This is a genomic window from Hyphomicrobium sp. LHD-15 (assembly GCF_031157355.1).
GTDB lineage: Bacteria > Pseudomonadota > Alphaproteobacteria > Rhizobiales > Hyphomicrobiaceae > Hyphomicrobium_C.
On record NZ_JAVIFT010000001.1, the window covers coordinates 117,301 to 138,092 of the forward strand.

At 62.9% G+C, this 20,792-nt stretch carries 23 protein-coding genes; 9 read left to right on the forward strand and 14 right to left on the reverse strand.

The genetic code is table 11. The features are described from left to right. The first annotated feature begins 12 nt into the window (after positions 1 to 12). Together RCO24_RS00505 and RCO24_RS00510 are read left to right on the forward strand one after the other, a co-directional pair. Positions 13 to 1,443 (forward strand): PDZ domain-containing protein, encoded by a 1,431-nt coding sequence (locus RCO24_RS00505; protein ID WP_308959395.1) that lies wholly within the window; start codon positions 13 to 15, stop codon positions 1,441 to 1,443. Between the two features lie 123 nt (positions 1,444 to 1,566). Continuing rightward, positions 1,567 to 3,396, forward strand: a complete 1,830-nt coding sequence (locus RCO24_RS00510; protein ID WP_308959396.1) for an ATP-binding cassette domain-containing protein — start codon at positions 1,567 to 1,569, stop codon at positions 3,394 to 3,396. Between the two features lie 39 nt (positions 3,397 to 3,435). Here RCO24_RS00510 and RCO24_RS00515 read toward each other — a convergent pair whose 3' ends face one another. After that, positions 3,436 to 4,692: a TIGR03862 family flavoprotein gene (locus tag RCO24_RS00515; RefSeq protein ID WP_308959397.1), complete on the reverse strand. Its 1,257-nt coding sequence runs from the start codon at positions 4,690 to 4,692 to the stop codon at positions 3,436 to 3,438. 220 nt (positions 4,693 to 4,912) lie between these two features. Here RCO24_RS00515 and RCO24_RS00520 point away from each other — a divergent pair, with 220 nt between their 5' ends. After that, a complete protein-coding gene (locus tag RCO24_RS00520) occupies positions 4,913 to 5,173 on the forward strand; it encodes a hypothetical protein (RefSeq protein WP_308959398.1) in 261 nt (86 codons plus the stop codon). Between the two features lie 199 nt (positions 5,174 to 5,372). Continuing rightward, positions 5,373 to 5,780 (forward strand): lysozyme inhibitor LprI family protein, encoded by a 408-nt coding sequence (locus RCO24_RS00525; RefSeq protein ID WP_308959399.1) that lies wholly within the window; start codon positions 5,373 to 5,375, stop codon positions 5,778 to 5,780. A 108-nt stretch (positions 5,781 to 5,888) separates the two neighbouring features. Here RCO24_RS00525 and RCO24_RS00530 read toward each other — a convergent pair whose 3' ends face one another. Then, entirely contained in the window at positions 5,889 to 6,128 is a 240-nt protein-coding gene (locus tag RCO24_RS00530; protein WP_308959400.1) for a hypothetical protein, read from the reverse strand. Between the two features lie 480 nt (positions 6,129 to 6,608). Between RCO24_RS00530 and RCO24_RS00535 the strand changes: the two genes are divergently transcribed. Further along, positions 6,609 to 7,058, forward strand: coding sequence for a hypothetical protein (locus tag RCO24_RS00535; RefSeq protein ID WP_308959401.1), 450 nt, complete (start codon positions 6,609 to 6,611; stop codon positions 7,056 to 7,058). Between the two features lie 24 nt (positions 7,059 to 7,082). Here the strand turns inward: RCO24_RS00535 and RCO24_RS00540 are convergent, their stop codons facing one another. After that, positions 7,083 to 7,550 (reverse strand): DCC1-like thiol-disulfide oxidoreductase family protein, encoded by a 468-nt coding sequence (locus RCO24_RS00540; RefSeq protein WP_308959402.1) that lies wholly within the window; start codon positions 7,548 to 7,550, stop codon positions 7,083 to 7,085. 298 nt (positions 7,551 to 7,848) lie between these two features. Between RCO24_RS00540 and RCO24_RS00545 the strand changes: the two genes are divergently transcribed. Beyond that, entirely contained in the window at positions 7,849 to 8,139 is a 291-nt protein-coding gene (locus RCO24_RS00545) for a hypothetical protein (protein WP_308959403.1), read from the forward strand. A 94-nt stretch (positions 8,140 to 8,233) separates the two neighbouring features. Here RCO24_RS00545 and RCO24_RS00550 read toward each other — a convergent pair whose 3' ends face one another. The 3 genes from RCO24_RS00550 to RCO24_RS00560 all read right to left on the reverse strand — a co-directional run bounded on the left by RCO24_RS00550 (position 8,234) and on the right by RCO24_RS00560 (position 10,091). After that, positions 8,234 to 8,521 (reverse strand): hypothetical protein, encoded by a 288-nt coding sequence (locus RCO24_RS00550; protein WP_308959404.1) that lies wholly within the window; start codon positions 8,519 to 8,521, stop codon positions 8,234 to 8,236. A 269-nt stretch (positions 8,522 to 8,790) separates the two neighbouring features. Continuing rightward, a complete protein-coding gene (locus RCO24_RS00555) occupies positions 8,791 to 9,027 on the reverse strand; it encodes a hypothetical protein (protein WP_308959405.1) in 237 nt (78 codons plus the stop codon). A gap of 218 nt (positions 9,028 to 9,245) precedes the next feature. Next, positions 9,246 to 10,091 (reverse strand): SDR family oxidoreductase, encoded by an 846-nt coding sequence (locus tag RCO24_RS00560; RefSeq protein WP_308959406.1) that lies wholly within the window; start codon positions 10,089 to 10,091, stop codon positions 9,246 to 9,248. 299 nt (positions 10,092 to 10,390) lie between these two features. Between RCO24_RS00560 and RCO24_RS00565 the strand changes: the two genes are divergently transcribed. Continuing rightward, on the forward strand, positions 10,391 to 10,972 hold the full coding sequence (locus RCO24_RS00565) for a hypothetical protein (protein WP_308959407.1): 582 nt from the start codon (positions 10,391 to 10,393) through the stop codon (positions 10,970 to 10,972). A 239-nt stretch (positions 10,973 to 11,211) separates the two neighbouring features. Then, complete coding sequence (locus RCO24_RS00570) at positions 11,212 to 12,168, forward strand: septal ring lytic transglycosylase RlpA family protein (protein WP_308959408.1); 957 nt, start codon at positions 11,212 to 11,214, stop codon at positions 12,166 to 12,168. Between the two features lie 135 nt (positions 12,169 to 12,303). Here the strand turns inward: RCO24_RS00570 and RCO24_RS00575 are convergent, their stop codons facing one another. The 7 genes from RCO24_RS00575 to RCO24_RS00605 form a co-directional block, all read right to left on the reverse strand. Continuing rightward, positions 12,304 to 12,648, reverse strand: coding sequence for a DUF6481 family protein (locus RCO24_RS00575; protein WP_308959409.1), 345 nt, complete (start codon positions 12,646 to 12,648; stop codon positions 12,304 to 12,306). Between the two features lie 208 nt (positions 12,649 to 12,856). Then, the gene (locus RCO24_RS00580) at positions 12,857 to 13,111 is read right to left on the reverse strand and encodes a GcrA family cell cycle regulator (protein ID WP_308959410.1); all 255 of its coding nucleotides are present in this window, start codon (positions 13,109 to 13,111) and stop codon (positions 12,857 to 12,859) included. A 241-nt stretch (positions 13,112 to 13,352) separates the two neighbouring features. Continuing rightward, complete coding sequence (locus RCO24_RS00585) at positions 13,353 to 14,426, reverse strand: DUF2252 family protein (RefSeq protein ID WP_308959411.1); 1,074 nt, start codon at positions 14,424 to 14,426, stop codon at positions 13,353 to 13,355. 229 nt (positions 14,427 to 14,655) lie between these two features. Continuing rightward, the gene (locus RCO24_RS00590; RefSeq protein WP_308959412.1) at positions 14,656 to 15,279 is read right to left on the reverse strand and encodes a hypothetical protein; all 624 of its coding nucleotides are present in this window, start codon (positions 15,277 to 15,279) and stop codon (positions 14,656 to 14,658) included. A 12-nt stretch (positions 15,280 to 15,291) separates the two neighbouring features. Further along, the gene (gene thrS, locus RCO24_RS00595; protein ID WP_308959413.1) at positions 15,292 to 17,247 is read right to left on the reverse strand and encodes a threonine--tRNA ligase; all 1,956 of its coding nucleotides are present in this window, start codon (positions 17,245 to 17,247) and stop codon (positions 15,292 to 15,294) included. A 165-nt stretch (positions 17,248 to 17,412) separates the two neighbouring features. Further along, entirely contained in the window at positions 17,413 to 17,718 is a 306-nt protein-coding gene (locus RCO24_RS00600; RefSeq protein WP_308959414.1) for a hypothetical protein, read from the reverse strand. Positions 17,719 to 17,845: 127 nt separating this feature from the next. Next, positions 17,846 to 18,172 carry a hypothetical protein gene (locus RCO24_RS00605; protein WP_308959415.1) on the reverse strand — a complete coding sequence of 109 codons (327 nt, stop codon included), beginning with the start codon at positions 18,170 to 18,172 and terminating at the stop codon, positions 17,846 to 17,848. 193 nt (positions 18,173 to 18,365) lie between these two features. On the opposite strand from RCO24_RS00605, the gene RCO24_RS00610 reads away from it, so the two are divergent. Beyond that, positions 18,366 to 19,355 carry a hypothetical protein gene (locus RCO24_RS00610; RefSeq protein ID WP_308959416.1) on the forward strand — a complete coding sequence of 330 codons (990 nt, stop codon included), beginning with the start codon at positions 18,366 to 18,368 and terminating at the stop codon, positions 19,353 to 19,355. Between the two features lie 40 nt (positions 19,356 to 19,395). Here RCO24_RS00610 and RCO24_RS00615 read toward each other — a convergent pair whose 3' ends face one another. Beyond that, complete coding sequence (locus RCO24_RS00615; RefSeq protein WP_308959417.1) at positions 19,396 to 20,778, reverse strand: tetratricopeptide repeat protein; 1,383 nt, start codon at positions 20,776 to 20,778, stop codon at positions 19,396 to 19,398. Positions 20,779 to 20,792 lie beyond the last annotated feature (14 nt).

The following is a 20,792-nucleotide window of genomic DNA, read 5'->3' on the forward strand; positions in this document are numbered from 1 at the left end:
GCGGCCAACCGGATGCTGGCGGCGGCGCTCTGTTGTGTTGCCGCGCCTGTTGCTCATTGCTTCGCTGCGCCGTTCGACACCGGGCTGAAGACGGCCGGCTCACAGCGCACATCGGTCATCCGCGTGGCGGACGAGCCCGACGATCGGGACATCATCCGGCTGCTGCCGCCGTCTGCCGGATCTCAGGAGGGCACGCAAGCTCCCTCCGCGCCCGATCTTCCCATGCCAGAAGGTGCGGCTCCCGGCGCGGATCTGCAGCTCAGCGGGCAGTCCATTCAGGTGCCGATCAAGTTTCGGGCTTGGCCGGGTCACGAGCCGCTGTCGTATGTCGGCGTGCGTCTCGATGGCGTGAGCGATACGGCGCTCGCGGCGACGCTCGGCCTCGCTCAGACGGGTGCGGTGTTCGTGGTCGACGCGACACCGGGCGGCCCGGCCGCCGAAGCCGGCTTGCGGTTCGGCGATTTCGTTCTGGCGCTCGATGGCGAGCCGGTCGCGGACACAACCGCCTTCGTCGCGGCGATCCAGGCGCGCAAGCCCGATACGCAGGGCACGCTCACCGTGTGGCGCATCGGCGAAGACGGCAACTCGTATCTGCAGGCGCTCCGCCAACTGGGAGAGCGCGGCAGTACGCCGGCGATGATGTTTCTGGCTCGCCTTTACACCAACGGCACGGGTGTCGGACGCGACGCCTCCGAAGCGGTCTCCTGGTACAAGAAGGCGGCGCTCGCGGGCAGCACGAACGGCATGCTGCTCTACGGCGATGCGCTCGCCTCCGGCCAGGGCACGGCGAAGGACTTGGCCGAAGCCCAGCGCTGGATCCGCAAATCCGCCGAAGCGGGCAACGTCGCGGCGCTGTTCCGGCTCGGGCGCATGTATCGCGACGGCGAGGGCGTGATCCGCGATCCGCTCGAAGCGGTCAACATGTTCAAGCGTGCGGCGGAGAGCAACTATCCGCCTGCGATGGTGGCCGTCGGTCTGATGTTCGAGGGCGGCAACGGGCTCGAAGCCGACAACTTCCAGGCCGCGCAATGGTACAAGAAGGCCGCCGACGCGGGCGACCCCGAAGGCATGGCCGCGCTCGGGACCATGTACTCCACCGGACGGGGCGTCGAGAAGAACTACGCGACGGCAGCCGCCTGGTATGGCGAGGGCGCCAAGCGCGGCCAGCTCCTCGCCGTTCACAACCTGGCCGTTCTGTACGACAAGGGGCTCGGCCTCGGCCGCGATCCGCAGATGGCGGCGAGCTACATCTATCGGGCGCTCGAATTGCGCTACCAGTTCACCCAGCAGCAGATGCTGCAGAACAGCCGAGCCTGGACCCGCGAGTTCCGCAAGGCGCTGCAGCAGCGCCTCGCCGAGGGCGGCTATTACAGCGGGCCCTACGACGGGACTTTCGGGCGCACCACGTTCGACGCCATCAATGCGATGATGCAGGCGAAATAGCGCCTTGCCCCGCCTCCGGCTCAAACTGCTGGAACAGAGGCGCGGGAACCTTGTATAGACGCGCTTCGACCCGATAGCGCCGGCTTCGCCGGGCGCTCCTGCAATGTATTCTCCCGGAACCTCATGGCCGCCCCCCTCATCCAACTCTCCGACATCGCCCTCACCTTCGGCGGCACCGGCCTGCTCGATGGCGTGGACCTCGCCGTGGGCGCGGGGGAGCGCATCTGCCTCGTGGGCCGCAACGGATCTGGGAAATCAACGCTGCTTCGCATCGCCGCCGGCTCCATCGATGCCGATCGCGGCACGCGCTTCGTGCAGCCGGGAGCGCTGGTTCGCTATCTGCAACAGGAGCCCGACCTTTCTCGCTACCCGACGACGCTCGCCTATGTGGAAGCAGGCCTCGGCGCGAGCGACGATCCGCATCAGGCGCGTTATCTGCTCGAACAGCTCGGCCTCAACGGCAGCGAAGATCCCGCGCATCTTTCCGGCGGTGAAGCGCGACGCGCAGCACTTGCCCACGTGCTGGCGCCCGATCCCGAAATCCTGCTGCTCGACGAGCCGACCAACCACCTCGATCTCCCGGCCATCGAATGGCTCGAAGCGAGGCTTCAGCAGTCGCGCGCGGCGCTCGTGCTGATCAGCCACGACCGGCGCTTCCTCGAAAAGCTGTCCCGCACCACGGTGTGGCTCGACCGCGGCCAGGCCAGACGCGTCGACCTGCCGTTCAGCCAGTTCGAGGACTGGCGCGATCAACAGCTCGCCGACGAGGAAACACAACAGCACAAGATAGATCGCAAGATCGTGGCCGAGACCCATTGGGTGCACGGCGGCGTGACCGGCCGGCGCAAGCGCAACGTGCGGCGCATGGCGGAGCTGGCAAAGCTGCGCCAGACGCGGCGCGACTATCGGGCCGTGCAAGGCAAGGCCACGCTGTCGGTGGCGGAAGCCGAAACGTCGAGCACGCTCGTCATCGAGGCCAAAGGGATCTCGAAGTCGTTCGGGGAGCAGGCGATCGTGCGCGATCTCTCGCTGCGGCTGATGCGCGGCGACAGGCTCGGCATCGTGGGGCCGAACGGATCCGGCAAGACGACATTGGTCTCGCTGCTCACGGGCGTGCTGCCGGCGGACGCCGGCGATATTCGCATGGGAACCAGCATCGAAGCCGCGACGCTCGATCAGGGCCGTGAAAGCCTCGATCCGAGCTGGACGCTTTCCGAGGCTCTGACGCGCGGGCGCGGCGATACGGTGACGATCGGCGGCGAGACGAAGCATGTCGTCGCCTACATGCGCGACTTTCTGTTCGCGCCCGAACAGCGGCGCACGCCGATCAGCGCGCTGTCAGGCGGCGAGCGCGGACGGCTGATGCTGGCGCGTGCGCTGGCGAAACCGTCGAACCTGCTCGTCCTCGACGAGCCCACTAACGATCTCGACCTCGAAACGCTCGACGTTCTGGAAGACGTGCTCGCGGATTACAAGGGAACCGTCATTCTGATCAGCCACGATCGCGACTTCCTGGATCGCGTCGTGACGAGCGTGATCGTGCCGGAAGGCGACGGCCGCTGGACCGAGTATCCCGGCGGATATCAGGACATGCTGACCCAGCGCGGGGCCGAGCTCAAGAAGCGGGACACGAAGCTTGCGAAGCCGTCTCCGGCAGACGCGGGTGACGCGAAGGCGCCCTCCGCTGCGACGGATGCAGGCTCGCAAGCCCAGCGCAAGCGGCTTTCTTTCAAGGACAAGCACGCGCTCGAAACTCTGCCGGGCGAGATCGCCGCATTGGAAGCGAAGAAGACCGCGCTTTCGCGGTTACTCGATGATCCCGATCTCTATACGCGCGATCGTAAGCGGTTCGCGGATATCTCGGAGACTCTGTCCGAGGTCGAGAGCAATCTCGCGGCTGCCGAGGAGCGGTGGCTGGAGCTTGAAATTCTGCGCAGCGAGATCGAGGGATAGGGCGCGGCGGCGGACAGCAGGCAACGGGCAGGTAAGCCGTTAGGGCGCCGGGGTCCGCTGGAGATGCGAAAGCAGGCCTTCGGCGGCGGCGCGTCCGGTGGCGAAGCAAGCCTGTAGAAGATAACCGCCGGTCGGCGCGTCCCAATCCAGCATTTCGCCCGCGACGAACGTTCCGGGGCGTGCGCGCAGCATGAACGTTTCATCGATGTCATCGAACGAGATGCCACCTGCCGTCGAGATCGCGCGATCGATCGACGCGAGGCCAGTGACACGCAGCGGGATGCTCTTGATCAGGCGTGCCACGACTTCCGGCGCCATCGCGGCGAGCGGCGTTCCGGCCGCGTGTGTGGCCTCCTGCAGCAGGCCGATCGCCGCCGCATCGAGCGCCAGGGATTTGCGAAGGTAGGTTGCGAGCGACTGTTTCCCGCGCGGCTTCTGCAAACGCGCGGCAAGCTCGTCGGCAGATAGGTCGGGCCTCAGATCAAGCGTGAGAGTTGCATCGCCCTTCGCCGCAATCGCATTGCGGATCGGCGCCGACAGCGCATAGATCGCGCCGCCCTCCAGACCATCTGCCGCGATCATCGCCTCGCCGCGCACCGTTTCGGCGCCTGATGGTTCGCCGACAAGCGTTACGGCAATGCGTTTCAACGGATGGCCGGCGAAGCGCGTACGCATGATCTCCGACCACGCGATCCGCACGCCGCAGTTTGCAGGCGCAAGCGGCGCGACTTTCACGCCCGCCGCTTCGATCGGCGCGGTCCATCCGCCATCCGAACCGAGGCGCGGCCAGCTGGCGCCGCCAAGCGCGAGAACGGCGCCTTGGGCCTCGACCGCCTGCGCGCCCTCCGCCGTCTCGAACAGCAAGCGCCCTTGCGTGTCCCATCCGGTCCAGCGATGCCCGAACTTGAAGGTGATGCCGAGGCCAGCCAGGCGCTGCAGCCAGGCACGGAGCAGCGGCGATGTTTTCATGGCGCGCGGAAAGACGCGCCCACTGGTGCCGACGAAGGTTTCCTGACCCAGCTCTTCCGCCCACGCGCGCAGGCTTTCGGGCGGAAACGCCTCGATCGCCGGGCTGAGGCGGGGTGCAGCTTCGCGGTAGCGGGTGAGAAAAATCGCGAGAGGCTCGCTGTGCGTGAGATTGAGACCGCCACGCCCGGCCAGCAGAAGCTTGCGCGCCGCACGCGGCATACGCTCATACACCGTGACCGTCACGCCGGCTTTGGCAAGCGTCTCGGCCGCCATGAGCCCAGCAGGGCCGGCGCCGACGACGGCTATGCGATGGGGGTGCTGCGTCACGAGATGGATTGCGATTTTCCTGTTGCGGATGCGAAGGCGATTATCACCGAATTTCGATCCTCACAATGTGGCGCAGCGGACGAATGTGCGCTGCAAGAGACGGATGTTGCCACGAATCTCGGCTAGCCAGCGGTTGGGCGTCCTGGCGGGGAACCGGACACCCACTTTACGTTGGACCGCGTTACGTTGAACTACGTGCTCAATGCCTACGGAGAACTCAATGAAAAAAATCCTTTTCGCTCTCGCCGGCGCTCTTTGTTTCGGCGTCGTCGCCTCTGCCGCCGAGGCCGCCCCGCTGGGGGCAGCCGGAACCGCCAGCGCCGCTGCCGCCACCTCGGAAGTCATTCAAGTCCATGGGCTTCATTCCTCGTGCAAAGTAGATCGCCGCGGATGGCACCGGTCCCATTTCTGGGGCCGTGAGCGTTGCTTCCCGCCGCACTGGCGCAAGCATCATCACCGCCACTGGAAGAAGCGGCACTGAGCCCGTTCTTTCGATCCTGCTTCGAGGCCGTCTGCGGAGGCATCCGCGGGCGGCTTTTTGTTTTGGGGCGCTGCAAGGAAGCATCGGCATTCGGCGGCAACAGCCCGCTTTCCAAGAAATTCCGCGCCGGTGCCGGTTCGTCGCTGTTACGTTTACCGAGGACCTCTATGATCTCGGTCGTCAACCCCGAGGATCTCCCATGCGCATATCTCCCCTGCTCGCCGTCCTGATGCTTCTTCCGATCGCAAATCCTGCGCAGGCCGACGAGCCGATCGACTGCAACAACGCCAGCACGACCGTCGAGATGAACTTCTGCGCCGACAAGGATTTCAGGGCGGCGGATGACAAGCTCAATGCGGTCTACAAGAAAGTGCTCGCACAGATCGCGGAGGGCGATCTCGAAAAGCCTTACGATCGGGCGAGCTGGGAAGAGGCGATGCGCGCGAGCCAACGGGCGTGGGTGGCGTTTCGTGATGCGGACTGCAAAGGCGCGGTGCCGATGGAGTGGTCGGGCGGCACCGGAACGACAGCGGCGGTCGTCGGGTGCATGACGTCGTTGACGGAAGCGCGGACGAAAGATCTCTCCGGCCGCTACGACGTGGAATAGAAGGCCCCTCCCCGCCGTGGCGAGGAAGGGCCCGAAGCGATCATGGTGGTCTTTAGTGAGACCGATGATTCACGCTTCAGGCTGATAAGGCCTGAAGCGATCATGGTCCTAGTACTTGCAGGCGTAGTACTTCTTCAGAAACACCTTCTTGCCGGTCTTGTGATAGTGCTTGAGCCAGTGCTTGCAGCTATAGGCCGGCGGGCCGATCACGATCACCGGGCTGTAGAAGCGGTGATGGAAGTGATGATGATGGAAGTGCTTTTTCCCGGCGTTGGCAGCGGTCATGGTGCTCGAAAACGCAGCAGCAACGACAAGGGCCGAAACAACGGCCGTCTTCGTGAACGACATTCGTAAAGTCTCCTGGGGGTGATTGGCCGTGCCGGAACAAGCCGGTGACGGCGGCGGGGGCGTGATGGACACACTTTCGCCGATGGCCCGCCTCCACGCTGTCTCGCGCGGAACAGGGAACGCCCCGCAGGTCGAACATCTATTTTCTGAAATAGAGCCCGAGCAGAACAGCCACCAGAATGGCGCCGGCAACGTAAGCCCCCACGACGAACCAAGCCGGGTCTATGGCCATGGAACCCCTCCCGAAAAACTCATCACGAATGAATTGTGACACCGCGACGGTGTCAATCTGCATCGCACCTCCCCGGCAAATTTGGACACTTTTGCGCTGATATTTTGCAACACGAGGCACGGGATCGGCCCTAAGGCAGCCGGATTTCTGGTATGAGTTCGTTCAAACGCGGCAGCGTGGTTTCGATAGGAACAGCGTGACGGGTGTCATGGCGTCAGTCTCCCTTCGAAACCGTTCGGGGAATTGCCATGAGAGAACTCAAGCTCGCACTGATCCTGCTTACGGCTCCTCTCGTCGCGCTTTTCGCTTTGTCGCAAATCCGCGCAGACTACGCGCTCTATGCAGAGGTGCGTGACTACGGACACCATGCAACCGCGATCGTGGAAAGCGTGGCGCCGGACACCTTCATCGGCCGCAACACCAGTGGGCGCGAGCTGATCTATACGCTCGAGGTACCGGGCTTCGCGCCGATCACCGGCTCGGCGCACATGTCGAAGTCGGCGGCCGACAAGTTCAGCCCCGGTCAGGAGATCGAGGTCGTCTACGCGGCCACCGATCCGGCGCTCACCACGCTTTCCGTCACGCATGCCTGGCGTGCGCTGATCAGCGATCTCATCATTTTCGGCGCATACGCCGCCGTTCTCGCGCTCACCTTCGCGCTGTCTCGCGCGCAGCCCGAGAGAATGGCCCGCGCGTAGGCGATACGCGGACGGCCAGGCGCTCTAGGACAAAGCCTGCAGGAACCGAAGCTGCTGACGCTCGTCGGGGCGAAAGCAGGTATCCCGCGCGCCGAACCAGCCGATGCGATTCCGTTGAATCCAGTCGTAGATCCGATCGCCGATGCTATTCGGCACGACACGCCCAAGCGCGCCGAGCCACGACCACGGGGCCGGCATCGTGCGCGCCGCTGCGAGGAGGCCGCTCCAACGCGTGTGGGGAACGCCATCGGCCAACACCATGAAGGTGTCGAAGAGGTCGGGATCCAACCCATAGTGCCGATAGAGCGCCCGGGGAATGGGATCTTGGATCGCGGTGAAGCGCGCCGTGCCATGAGGATCGCGATTCAGCATCCACTGGACGCCCGACGAGCAGAGCACGCAATGGCCATCGAAGATAACAAGCGGCGTGCTGTCATCGAATTTCGGAACCGATGGATCGGCGCGATAGCTGAAGGCGCGGAAAGACGGCATGCGCTCGGGTGCCCCTGACAAGTTTTTTACCTTAGCGCGAAACGCTCCGGTTTTGCCCACCTATCAACGTGGCTCAGGCCACCGTCCACGATCTACCTACGCGGCAAGCGCGCGCTGTCAGGTGGCTTTCAGGTTTGGGGATCAAGGTGGCTCATGGGTCCGTTAGCCCAGATGCTAGCGAAAAACGACCGATGTGGCGCGGTGTTAGGGTTTAACACGCCTGTCGCGATCGTCCCTTATTCAGTTGACTTCAGCGTCCGCCGATAGCCTTGGCGACGCCAAACCGGGTGGGGCCACCATGCAATCCTTGGAAATCGTCTTGTCGGCGTTTGCGCTGATGCTCGTTGGCGCTGCCGCTCTCTATTACCAGCGCAAGGGCGCGAGACGCTTTGAAAGCCTGATCGCCTTCTGCGGTGTTGCGCTTCTCGCGAGCGGGTTCGCCATGTTCCAGGACGGCATCTCGGGCTCGCGGAAAATTCTCTGGATGCTGCCCCACGCCGAACCGGTGGCCGCAGCCCAATCGCTGCCTGTCGCGCAGATCGCAGCCCGCGCTGCCGCTGCTCCGCACGCCCTGGTCGTTGCCGACTGATCGGCACCTCTGAGCTTCGCGCTCGACCCTCGCCCGTCGCGCATTCAAAGGCAACCCGGCGCAGGCTCTCCGCGCGCGCCGGGATTTTCTCGTCTCAATATTTGCAGGCGTAGTAGCGATCGAGATAGTAGGGGTTGCCCGTTCGCTTGTAGCGGGACTTCCACTTCTTGCAGTCGTAGTAGGCAGCGGTACCGATCACGATCGCGGCGGCGGCGGCGGCCGTGCCATATCCGCGATACTTATGCTTGTTGTGGCCGTGATGATGATGGCCGTAGCCGTGATGGTGGCCGTGTCTCTTCTTGGCGAACGCGGCCGTGGGGACCGCAGCAAATGCAATCGCCGTCACCATCGTTGCGGCAACGGTAGACTTCCAAATCGACATACTCAAAATTCTCCTTTGGGCGAGGCTCATTATGGGGCGAAACTTCTGGCCGCCAGCCTCCCCGTCCATTGTTGGCAGAGCGACCTAACAGCGGGTTACGACGGACGCACAAATTGCGCCGAAGTCGTTTTGTCCTGGCTATAGCGAGGCCGTCTTCCCGAGTTCTGCCTGGAAACTTGACGTTGCATCTTCCAAACGAACGACACCCCCGTCTTGCATCCAAGGGATGCAAGACGGGGGTGCGATCGCGACCGGGAAGCTATCCGAAACTAGATGCAATCGTAGTAGCGATCCAGGTAGTACGGATTGCCGGTGGCGTTGTAGCGGTGCTTCCACTTCTTGCAGTCTTTCTTGACCACCGACACGACAACCGCCGTTGCAGCTGCGCCGTAGACGAAGTTGCGGACAGCCTTCTTGTTGCTGTGCGCGGACGCGGCGGTGAGGCTCGAGCCGAGCGCGACGGCGACGGTGAGGCCTGCGATCACTGCGGATTTCATAAGGGACATACGGTCATCTCCTGTCATGGGGCCAAGTGGTGGGGGCCAAGTGTCGTGGGGCGAAGCTCGACTTGGCGGAGCCTCGAGACGCAGTCGGAGCTGGCCTCTTCCCTTACGATGACAGGCGCGGCTTAAGGGCGATGTTACAGGGTACGGACAATTTAACGAGAATCCGCTCTGTCCGGCGGCATCGGGTTGCAGATCCCGAGGCTCTTGCAGGGTCGCGGCTACCAGCGAATGCGATGAAGGCCGAAGTAGCGCGCAAAGATCCTGCGCATCAGGCGCGCCGGTATCTTCCCGCGTGCAAAATGCAGCATGCGCGCGGTGGGGCCGACGGTGTTCCGAAAACGCGGCTTCCTGGCTTCGAGCGCGTTGGCAATAACGCGCGCGACTTCCTCCGGTTCACGGGCCGTCTTCTCGACGTGGATATCGACCGCAGCATCGAGATGGCGCAGCAAAGGCCGGTAAGGGCTTTCCTTCGGAATGATGCGGGGCGACGCTTTCCAAATGTTGGTTTTGATCGCGCCCGGCTCGACCAGCGTGACTTCGATCCCGAACGGCGCAACTTCATAAGCGAGCGCTTCGGCCCATCCTTCGACGGCCCATTTGGACGCGGCATAAGCCGAGATCGTCGGGTGACCGGCAAACGCGGCTTCGCTCGAGACGATCAGGATGCGGCCGCGCCTTCGCGCTCGGAACGTAGGCAGAAGGCGACGCGTAAGCGCGAGGACGCCGAAGAAGTTGACCTCCATGACGCCGCGGATTTCGGCGTCGCTCAGGTCCTCGAAGGCGCCGCCGATGGCGATGCCGGCGTTGTGGACGACGGCTTCGAGCGGATGATGAGCGAGATCCAGCGCCGCGATGGTGGCATCGATGGATTTCTCGTCGGTGACGTCGAGCTGCTCGATGCGAACGTCATCGCTGACGCCGGCGGCCGCGAGCTGCCGGTCCAGCCCGCCGCGCTTGGTGCGGTCGCGCATCGTCGCAACGACACGCCAGCCGCGCTTTGCGAGCTCCACCGACGCCGCAAGGCCGATGCCGGAATTCGCGCCTGTGATCAGCACTGAGGGCATTGTGGCGAAATCCAAATGAGATTGCGCGATGGCCTGATACGCCTCGCGATATTGCCACGCCTTCAAGCCAGGGCGTAAGGCCCCGCGGTCCGCATTTGAAAAATATCGGAAATGATTGGTCGCTTTTGCTTTCAATCTCAGGGCGTGCCGCCGCGCACGAAACCCTCGGCCAGCTCGGCAACACTAGCAAGTTTACACGGCCGCGCGGGAACCTTTCGCTCTCTCCAACGCAGCCGATGTTCGGTAAGGTCGGTACGACGCAGCGACGTGTGCCACGCGCGAAAGCCAACGGGGGAGACATGAAACGGAGTTTCTGCTTGCTGGCCGTGGGCCAAATGATGGCGGGAACGGCGGCCGCGGATCCCTATCCATTCGAAGGCTTCTTCGCGTTGAAAGCGGCTGGCACCGCATACGCGGGCTGCGGCTTCGACATCCTGCATCAGTCGCGCTCGGGTGCCTTCAGCGGCTACATTCTGGACAGGCGCCATTGGGAGGCGCACGGGACGCCGCGCTTCGTGCGCTACAAGCACGGCGCGTGCACGTTCGACGCCGCGTCGGGCATCGACAACTGCGTTGCGCACGTGAATCACATCAGTGAGATTTCGGATAAGCGGGACCGCGCGAAGGTCACCGTGCTCGACGGCAATTCCGTCGCAATGCTGACGCTCGGCGAGGAGGATGACCCGGAGAAGTTGTCCGGCGTTCCGCCGTTCGTGTTCCAGCGGTGCCCATTCGACGCGGCTCAGATCGCGCCGCTGTTGTCGGACACGGCGGCGGAGTACTCCAAGACGCAACTTCAGGAGATGGCGCGCGCACGGGATGCTGGTGTGTCGGTTCAGGTGCTGGAGGCGATTAGAACCCAGAAGACGGCCGTCGACTAATGGGGCGGGTTCAGGTTGCGCGCGTTATCTGAGGCCGTCTAGTTGCGCCGCGCTTGCAAGTGCCGTGCTCCCGTGACGTTCATCGAGCCTGTCTCCCGCCCCCCGTTTCGAGCTTGGCTTTCGGGTGCGGCTGCCGCCATTAAGGCGCCATTTACCTTGCTTGGGTGATGCTGCTCAAACATTTGCCACGGTTGTCTCGCAAATCGGAGATCTGATCCTAACGAATCGGGCCGCGTCACATGCCACGCGAGAAACGTCCGCTGCGTCTTGCAGCATCGTATTCTGGAACAGGCTGGCGGCTCGCACTGCCGGCCTTGGCCGGTGCTGGCGCAATCCTCATTGCCGGCTTGGCGGCGTCGACCGTTGCGGACGCAAAATCTCCCGGCTCTCGCTATTGCTTCAACGGATACTGCCATCGGGTCGGCACACTCGCGCAGACCGACACACTTGTTGGCTGGCGAGGCTATCTGCTTGCCTCCTATTACGACAGCTGCAAGCTCGATCGCTTGAACCCGTGCGGACTGACGAGTTCGGGCGCCGTTTTCCGCCCCGATCTTCCCGACAACGCTGCAAGCCCGCTGCTGCCGGACGGCACCGTCATCCTCGCCTACAATCCCAAAACCGGCGACGCCTCCGTGCTGCGCGTCACCAACGCCGGTCCCTACAGCGGCAAGCGCAAGCTCGACGTATCGCGCGCGGCCGCGGAAAAGCTCGGGTTCAGCAAGCAAGGTGTCGCGCCGCTCGTCATCAGCGTGCTGCAATCTCCAACGAAGAGCGAAGCGAGCTACGTGCGCAGGCGCGAGTACGCCAAGGTGCCGGGCTATCTCGGCCGCTTCGAGACCGTCGATATGGCACTCGCAATGGCCGAGCAGCGCTTAGACGTGCGTCAGGACAGCGACACGCTGGAAACTTCCGCGTTGGGGGAAACGATGGTGCCGAGACCGCAACTCGCGGTCTCGCCGTCGCTGGCCCGCGAGCTCGTTATACTGCGCTCCGCGCCGCGACCGGCGGACCGTGGCGTGCGGCTCGTGCAAGGCCCGCAGCTCGTGACCCGGGACAGCTTCAAGGCCCAGCAGCAGACTTCCCAACCTGCCGACGTGAGAATGGATTTTGCGTCTGGCCTGCAGCGCTATCTGTTCGCGACGAGCGAGCCGGATGCGGGACGTGCACCGGGCGCGCCAGACGGCGGAAACTAGAGCCCTTCGATCGTCCTCTCGGAGTCGCAGCGCGAGTGAAGCTGCTGCGCGCCAACGGGACTGCGCGCGGGCTCGTCCAAGTTGGCGCAAAGCAAGGAAGGAGTCAGTTGTCGGCTCGGCAACTGACGACGCGCATCACGCCTTGCGCTTCTTGCGCGCGGCGTAGCGGCTATCGCGAATGGCCTTCTGCTCTGCCAGCAGGGCGACCGCCTGATCCGCTTCTTCGCGGGCTTTGAGCTTACGGATCGCTTCCTGCTCGGCTTTCTCGGCTTCTTCGCGTGCAGCCTGTTCCTTTGCGGCAAGCGCTTTCGCTTCGTTGCGAGCCTCGCGAGCGGCGGCGATAGCCTGGCGCTCGGCCCGGCGCGCCACAGCCTTCGGATCATCGTCGGGAAGCTTTTGGGCGCGGCGAAGCATGGCAAGGCGGGCCTCAGAGGCCTTTTGGAGCCGCTCGCCGAAAAACTTGTCGTTGAATTGTTTCATATCGGATCCGTTGCTTGAAGATTGATTGATGGTGCGCGATCACGGACGCCTCGTCGCCGGGCATAGCCCACGTCGTTGGCGAAGGAAGTGCGTACGCGCAGAGCGCGCAGCGAACAGCGCGATCCGGCTTTTGTTGCAGAGATCGAGGCGACCGGCGCTAGCGCGTGACTGCTGTTCTTGGAATCGCAATCGCGCCCTAATCTAGGGTCTAAGCGGCGTGCGGGCGGTAAACGACGGCACGCGGCTTCGCTGGCTGAAAAGCCTGGCGCAAGTGAGCGTCGCAATACGGACGGCCGTCCTTGGTGTGCTGGCCGCAGAAGTGAAAATCCGGCGAAGCCGGGTCGCCGAATGGCCAGCGGCAGTCGTTCGCCAGCAGCGTTTCCACAGTCTTTCTCTGGGCTTGCGGAATATTCGACACGGGATCGACGCGCACGGGCGCCGGTAGTTTGGGGCTGATTTGCATCCACCCTTATACCGCAAACGCGCGCGGATTGCGTGCGACCGTTCAACACCCTGCTTTAGGGAGCGGGAGACCGCGGGCTCAGGTCCGATTTTCGACCGTCATTTCAGCGTTTTTCTCTCTGTTTTGCAGTCGTCGGCTCTCCCGGCCCTCCCACCCAGGTGCGGTGGATACGTCGCACTGGGCCTGCTTGGCCGGGAAGCAGAACCGGAAGCTTTTGCCTTTTGCCCTTCTCCCTTGGCCCTCAATGTTTCCTGAGTTGCTTGTAGTCGGCAAGCACGAGGCTCATCGCATTTTCGACATCCGCCGCAAGCCAGCCGGATTTGCGCGTTGCGAGATCCGTCTCAATCGCGGTCGCTGCATCGTCGGTCCCGGCGTGGACATTCGCCAGCTCGAAGCCCATGGTCGAGAGCATCTTGTGCTCCTGAAGGTGGAAGTCGCTCGATGCGGCTTCGATCTTGCGATTGTTGGGCGACAACCTGCGGGTCGCTATCCTGTCGCTCACCTTCATCCAAGGATCGGGCGATCGGTAACGTCCGCCGGCGATTTCGCCGGTCAGGATTTTTGTCGCGCGCTCCCCATGAGCAAGGTTCCAAGCCGACGGCAGCAGGGTTTTTGCTTCCCGCACGATCGGCGCGCCTCGCCACTCGGCCACGCCGATCCATCGCGAGCGTCCGAGGCTGCCGGTGCCGGCCACCCTTCGCGCGGTATCAAACTTCAGCTCCGTTTGCGGCATGGCATCCTGAAGGGCCGCATGAAAATGCGGCGGTGCGGGCTCAGATTTTCGGGCGTCGATTTTCTTCCAGAACTTCTGCCGGCTCTCCTCCGACACGACCACTTTCTCTCGCAGCCAAGCCCAGTCCCGATCGAGCACGACCGGGCTCGAGGCCTCGAGGCCTTTGCGATATCCGCCGAGCACGGCGTCGCACGCCCCCGAGATATCGGGTTTGCTCGTGTCGGCCGCCAGGGCCGCGCTGGTTGCGAGGCGCACCAGATCTTCGACATACGGCATGCGGGCTGCCTCGTCGAAGTCGTTGATACCCCAGACGAGACGCCCATCTGCATCGCGCCAGGTGCCGAAGTTTTCGAGATGGATGTCGCCGACGGCCAAGACCGCGGGCGCCGACGCGTGACCGGAGAACACATCGCGAGCAATCTCCGCCCAGCGCCAGTAGGTGCCACGCAAGAAAACGAACGCGCTATCGCGCATGATCTGATTTTTCTCTGCGAGGTCTTCGGCGACAAAGTCCGGACCCAGCTCAGATTGAAGCCAGCTTTCGTAGCGCTCTTTGGATTGAGCGAATGACAGCAAAGACATGACTGGCCCTCTCGGAGCCTCGCTCCGCTGAACTGCCGCGTCCGACATCTATGCAGTGAGGGGACGCAGGCCAAGGGGGCCGCGCTTTACATCGCGCTCATCTCAAGGGCAGCGGGGTGGCTTCGGCGGCCTGCTGCGAGCTGGCGATCCAACCAGGGAAGTACTTGCCCCATGCACGCGCAGCAAACACCTCTCTGAGCGAAACAATTCGCACCCAACCGGAGAAGGCTTAATCAGTTCGTATGCAGACCAGAATCGTTACGTCCGCATCCCGGGTTGCTTCTTCGGAGCGCTCAAATGCTATCTCCGCCTTGGACAACCCATCGATAAACAACTTTTCCGGCGTTGATAACTCCGACGCACTCTGTGTAACAACTGTCAGCCCGCAATCTGGTTGAGCCGGACCGGCGATTAGACCTCCATCAATTGCGATCCAGCCTGGAGCTTTCTTAAACACCTTGCGAAACTGCACGAGCATCGGATCGGACCCAAATCCGTTCTGCACGATAGATATTTTATAATGACAGCCCGGCGAGGAAACGGCGGATGCCAAGATGTCCAACTGTGCCTGCCTCAAGCCGCTCTGCTGGGGTATATCTGCTAAGCGATCTTTCAACTGGGCTATCAGGGCCGCTGCCTCCTCCGGAGACGTGGCGGCAAACTTGCCGCTGAGTTGATCGTCGCGCAGCTTTATTCTCTCTTCCAAATGGGCGATTTTCGCGTCCTTTTGCGTGACGATTGAAGCATTCCAAAATTTCATAAACGCCAAAACACCGCCAGCAACCACCACGACGATCGCAATGATCTCGGCGGGATATTGCACGAGCAGTTCAATAAATTTTTCTGCGTTCATGAAATTGTCGCGCTACCGCAGATCAGGCGGGGTCGCTTCGGTGGAGAGTGAAGCCAAAGCTTCGTCGAGACCAATCACCGTCTGGTCCTGCGAACCGAGGCGACGGATCGAGACCTTGCGCTCCTCGGCTTCGCGCTTGCCGACGACGAGAATGACCGGGACCTTGGCGAGCGAGTGCTCGCGGATCTTGTAGTTGATCTTCTCGTTCCTGAGATCGCTGTCGACGCGCAGGCCCGCAGCCTTGCACGCGGCCACAACCTCCAGCGCGTAGTCGTTCGCGTCCGACACGATCGGCGCGACGACGACTTGAAGGGGCGCGAGCCACAGCGGGAAGTGGCCGGCGAAGTTCTCGATCAGGATGCCGGTGAAACGCTCCAGCGAGCCGAACATCGCGCGGTGGATCATCACCGGCGTCTTCTTCTCCGAATGCTCGTCGATGTAGAACGCGCCGAGGCGTCCCGCGAGGTTGAAGTCCACCTGCGTGGTGCCGCACTGCCATTCGCGGCCGATGGCGTCCTTCAGCACGTATTCGAGCTTCGGCCCGTAGAACGCGCCCTCGCCCGGCTGCAATGCCGTCTTGACGCGGCCGTTCGAACGCTTCGTGACCTCGTCGAGCACGTCGCCCAGCGCCTTCTCGGCCTTGTCCCACAGCTCATCGGCTCCGACGCGCTTTTCAGGCCGCGTCGACAGCTTGATGAAGATGTCCTCGAAGCCGAAGTCCTTGTAGATCGACAGCATCAGATCGTTGATCTTGAGGCATTCCTCCATGATCTGATCTTCGGTGATGAAGATGTGCGCGTCGTCCTGCGTGAAGTGGCGCACGCGCAGCATGCCGTGCAAAGCGCCGCTCGGCTCGTAGCGATGTACCTTGCCGAACTCGGCGATCTTGAGCGGCAGGTCGCGGTAGCTCTTCAAACCATGCTTGAAGATCTGTACGTGGCCCGGGCAGTTCATCGGCTTGCAGCAGAACACGCGCTCGTCGGGGAGCGTGGTCGTAAACATGTTCTCGCCGTAGTTCTCCCAGTGGCCGGAGAGCTCCCAGAAGTGCTTCTCCATCATGTCGGGAGAGTTCACTTCCTGGTAGCCAGCGCGGGCCTGAGCGCGGCGCATGTAGGCGATCAGCGTCTGAAACAGCGTCCAGCCCTTCGGATGCCAGAACACCGAGCCCGGCGCCTCTTCCTGGAAATGGAACAGGTCCATCTCGCGGCCGAGCTTGCGGTGATCGCGCTTCTCGGCTTCCTCGAGCTGCGTGAGATAAGCCTTCAGCTCCTCTTCCGTCGCGAAGGCCGTTCCATAAATGCGCTGAAGCTGCGGGTTGTTGCTGTCGCCGCGCCAATAGGCGCCGGCAAACTTCATCAGCTTGAAGGCCTTGCCGATCTGGCCCGTCGACGTCATGTGCGGGCCGCGGCAGAGGTCGAGCCAGTCACCTTGCTTGTAGATCTTCAAATCCTCGCCCGCCGGAATGGCGTCGACCAGCTCGATCTTGAAGACCTCGCCCTTGTCGCGGAAGAACTGCTTCGCCTTTTCGCGCGACCAGAATTCCTTCGTGAACGGCGCGTTCTTGGCGATGATCTCCGCCATCTTCTTTTCGATCTTCGGAATGTCGTCCGGCTCGAACGGCTGCTGCTTGGCGAAGTCGTAGAAGAAGCCGTTGTCGATGACGGGGCCGATCGTGACCTGCGTGCCGGGCCAGAGGGCCTGCACGGCCTCGGCCATCACGTGCGCGGAATCGTGCCGGATCAGCTCGAGCGCCTCCGGGTCCGTGCGCGCGACGAACTTGATCGTCACGTCCTTGGTGATGGGATCGGCAAGATCGGAGAGCACGCCGTCGAGGCTCATCGCGACCGTGCGTTTGGCGAGAGAAGGCGAAATCGACTTGGCGATATCGAGGCCCGTGGTTCCCGAGGCGACCTTCCGGCTCTTGCCATCAGGGAACGTGATCGTAACTTCGGATTGGATGTCCGACATGCTCAGCTCCTCTCACTCGCGGCCTACCAATCCGCGTAAGATTATGGAGCCGCTTCAATCGACGGATTTCGGAGCGAAGTCAAGCCGGGGCGGGAGCAGCGCCCGTTGTTTTCGGCATTTTCCCGCGCCCCGCCGGTCCATCCGGGTGGACATCACTGAAAACTTCTAGAAATCGAAGAAGCTGAAGATCGCAGCGAAAAACGCGCCGATGGCGGCCAGGATGCCGAGAAGGACGTTCGCGATCATGTCGAATATCGTCTCGAAGGCGTCGGACGCCGAAGCGCCGGCGAGCAGAACGACGGTTCCGCCGGAAGCGACGAGCGCTGCCGTCACGGCATTGAAAACCGTGTACCAGAGCAAACCGAACAGCAGGGCGCCGATGAGAACGGATGCTGCAAGACGCCGAAGCCAGCCGCTTCCGGTCGCGGGTTCGGCAGACTTCTGCGGCGAGGCGGGCGTTGGCGTGGTCATTGCCGGTCTCCTTCAGCGAAGCAACAGACGGCGGTCAAAGAACCCAGTTTGACGCGCGCGCCGCCCACGCGATGTTCCCGGCGGAACAAGATGCTCGGCGGTCGGGATTGAAAGCGTATCAATCGGCTCACCGCTTCTTGCAGGCGTCCTGCTTTTTCCGGCGCTTCGTGTTGGCGTGCTTTGTATCGGTGCCGCGCGCCTCGCATTCGTAGCTCGGTTCCTGACCAATCTCCTTCAAGGGCGTCGATGGATAAAGATCATCGAGACGCTGCTGGAGGTTCTGCTCGTTGTCTGACCCGCGATCATCCGCAGCGCGCACCGACGACAGGACGAGCAGTGATAAAATGACAACAAGCCCCGCGACGAGATGAGATCCCACCCGGGTGCGGCCTTGTCCAAAATAGTACGTCATCGTACCATTTGTGCGGTGTTCTTTTTTTGAGTGATGCGTCATGCGTACTGCGTTCTTCGCTAGCTGCGTTGCGTGTTTGCTTATTTGGGTTCCATGCGCGCATGCGCAAGACGAGAACCTTCAACAACGCCTCGATAGTGTGCTGCCGGATTCCGACGACGACGCGCTTTTTGCGCCTTCAGCCGAACCTCCTCCGGCACCGACAATCAAAAAAATCGACAAATCGAAAGGCGAAATGATCGATGAACTGGTCTCGGCGCCTCAGGTTCCTGGGACGAAGATGCTGTTTTCCATCGACGAGAAGCGCAAGTTTTTTAACAGCCTGCCGCGTGAAACGGTTGCCAAATTCCTGAACGCCACACCGGGCGGATCCGACAAAAAGACTATCGTCGTTCCTCCGAAGCCAAAACCGCCAACACCGAAAACCAAATACACCCTCACCCTCAAGAACAAAGAGACTTACAGCAGCAACGCGTTGAGCGCGCCTTCGGATCATCGAGCTGACAACAGCCTCAGCATCGCGCCGACCCTGGTGATCACCCACAAACTCAGCGACGCGAACACCCTCTCGTTCGAAAGTTACGCGGCTTATCTGAGGTATGCAAAACTCGACTCTCTCGAACGCGACACCTACAGCGGCAAAATCAGCTTCGTGCACACGCTGAGCGACGGCTTGGCGCCGGCCCTTTTCGGCAAGCTTCCGAAGGGAGCCAGCGAAAAGGTAGCAGCTCGCTTCCAGGCCAGGTCAAGCGTCCGCCCCGACGGCGAGGGGTCCGCCGCGATTTTCTATACGCCGACGCTCGAATGGGCACTAAGCGACGTTCCGATCGGCACCAGCACATGCAAAGGACCGAAAAACTCACTTCCCTGCATTACAACCGACGTCACGGTCACTGTGGACCACACCTGGCGCGAGGCGGCGGATCAAAACAATGCCAGCGTCGCTGTCGGCGCAAATATCAATTGGAACTTCACTCCCGGCATTTTGGTGATCACGGCGAGCTCGAGGTTCGGCGGGCGAGACTACGAGAATGCCGCGGACGGGCGCGCGGATGCGTCTGCCGCTTTCGGAGCCTCATTGAAGTGGACGCCGACCGCTAACTCATCCGACTTCGTAGCGACGTTCGGAGTCGAGTTCGCGACCCAAGATTCCTCGCGATCGAGCGCGCGCTACGATGGGTTTACGGCCTCACCCGGGCTGTCGCTCAGCATGGCGCTGAACTAAAGCCGTTCTGAAACGACGTGATTGCCCGATCGTCGCCGCCTCAGTTCACGCCGAGCTTGGCGAGACCGGCCCGGCTGTCGGTGCTGTTCGGATCGATGGCAAGGGCGGCGCGGAAATCGCTGATGGCGGCGTCGCGATTGCCGAGCGCGGCATGGATGTGGCCGCGCGTGTCCCACACATAGGACTGCTTCGCGAGCAGGCGCACGGCGGCATCGGCGTCCGAGAGCGCTTTTTCCGGACGTCCGGTGCGATAGTAGGTCCAGGCGCGGTTGTTGAAGGCTTCGCCGTTCGCGGCATCGAGACGGATCGCTTCCGAATAGTCGGAGATCGCCTGCTCCCAGATTCCCTTTTCATAATGGACCGTGCCGCGCAGGCTGTGCGCGGCTGGCGTCGGCTTCAGCGCGATCGAGGCATTCAAGGCTTCGAGCGCCTTGTCGAGCTCGTGGCGATCCCGCAGCGCGCGCCCGTTCAGCGTCTGGATTTCCGCTAGCTCGTCACCCTTGGCGAGCCCGCTGTCGATCAAGGTCTTGCAGGCGACGACGGCGGTGTCGGCGCTGCCCTCGCGGCAATTCTTCCAGGCTTGCGGCAGCATGCGCGCCGCGGACAGAACCGCGGCGGGGTCCGGCGCATGGGCCGGCATGAACTCAAGGCTGCCACCGCCGGCGAGCGGAAGCGTCGATTTCGGTTGCGGCGTCGACGGCGTTTCCGATGGCGGTGCGACGGGCGTGACGGTGGTCACGCGAACATCCTCAGCCGGTTTCGGCGCGTCGGCACCGCCAAAGGGCACACGCGACAGAGCGACCGCGACGAGAAGCAAAGCGGCCGCGGCGGCAAGGGTCGCAGGCTTCTTTGCCAGGTTCAAAAGCGTAGAGCCCCGCGTCGCATCCGCTCCCGCACCGGGCGTATTGGCATAGGGCGCGAACTGCTGCTCGGCTTCGAACGGCTCGCCTTCGACGGACAGATCCTGCGGCTGGCCCTTGAGCTTGCTCGCGACCGCCTCGCGCACCGTGCGCGAAATGCAAACACCTCCCGATGTCGCGAGCGCGACCATGCGGGCGGCTGCGGTCATGGCTTCCGGCGCAACGTCGGCCGCCGCTTCCGCGCCATTGCACGTCACCTCACCGATCGTGATGCCGAGCTTGAAGTCGAGCCGCTGCGCAAGCGACAGCTGCTTGTTGCGAACGCGCAGCGTCTCCTGGGCGTCGAGGGCGGCGCGCACGGCTTGGACGGCGCTTTGAAACTCCGCGACAAGGGTGCCCTCTTGCTCGAACGGCAATAGCCGCCCGCCGCCGTGGGCCACCGTATCGGCGATGATGGCGCGGTACTCGTCTTGGCGCGCGCCTGCGGCCGCGGCGTCCTCGGCGAGGGCGCGGCTCAGGCTGGCTCCTTCGGCCATCAGGACGGCAGCGATCCTTCGCTTCACCGCTCACTCCCCGC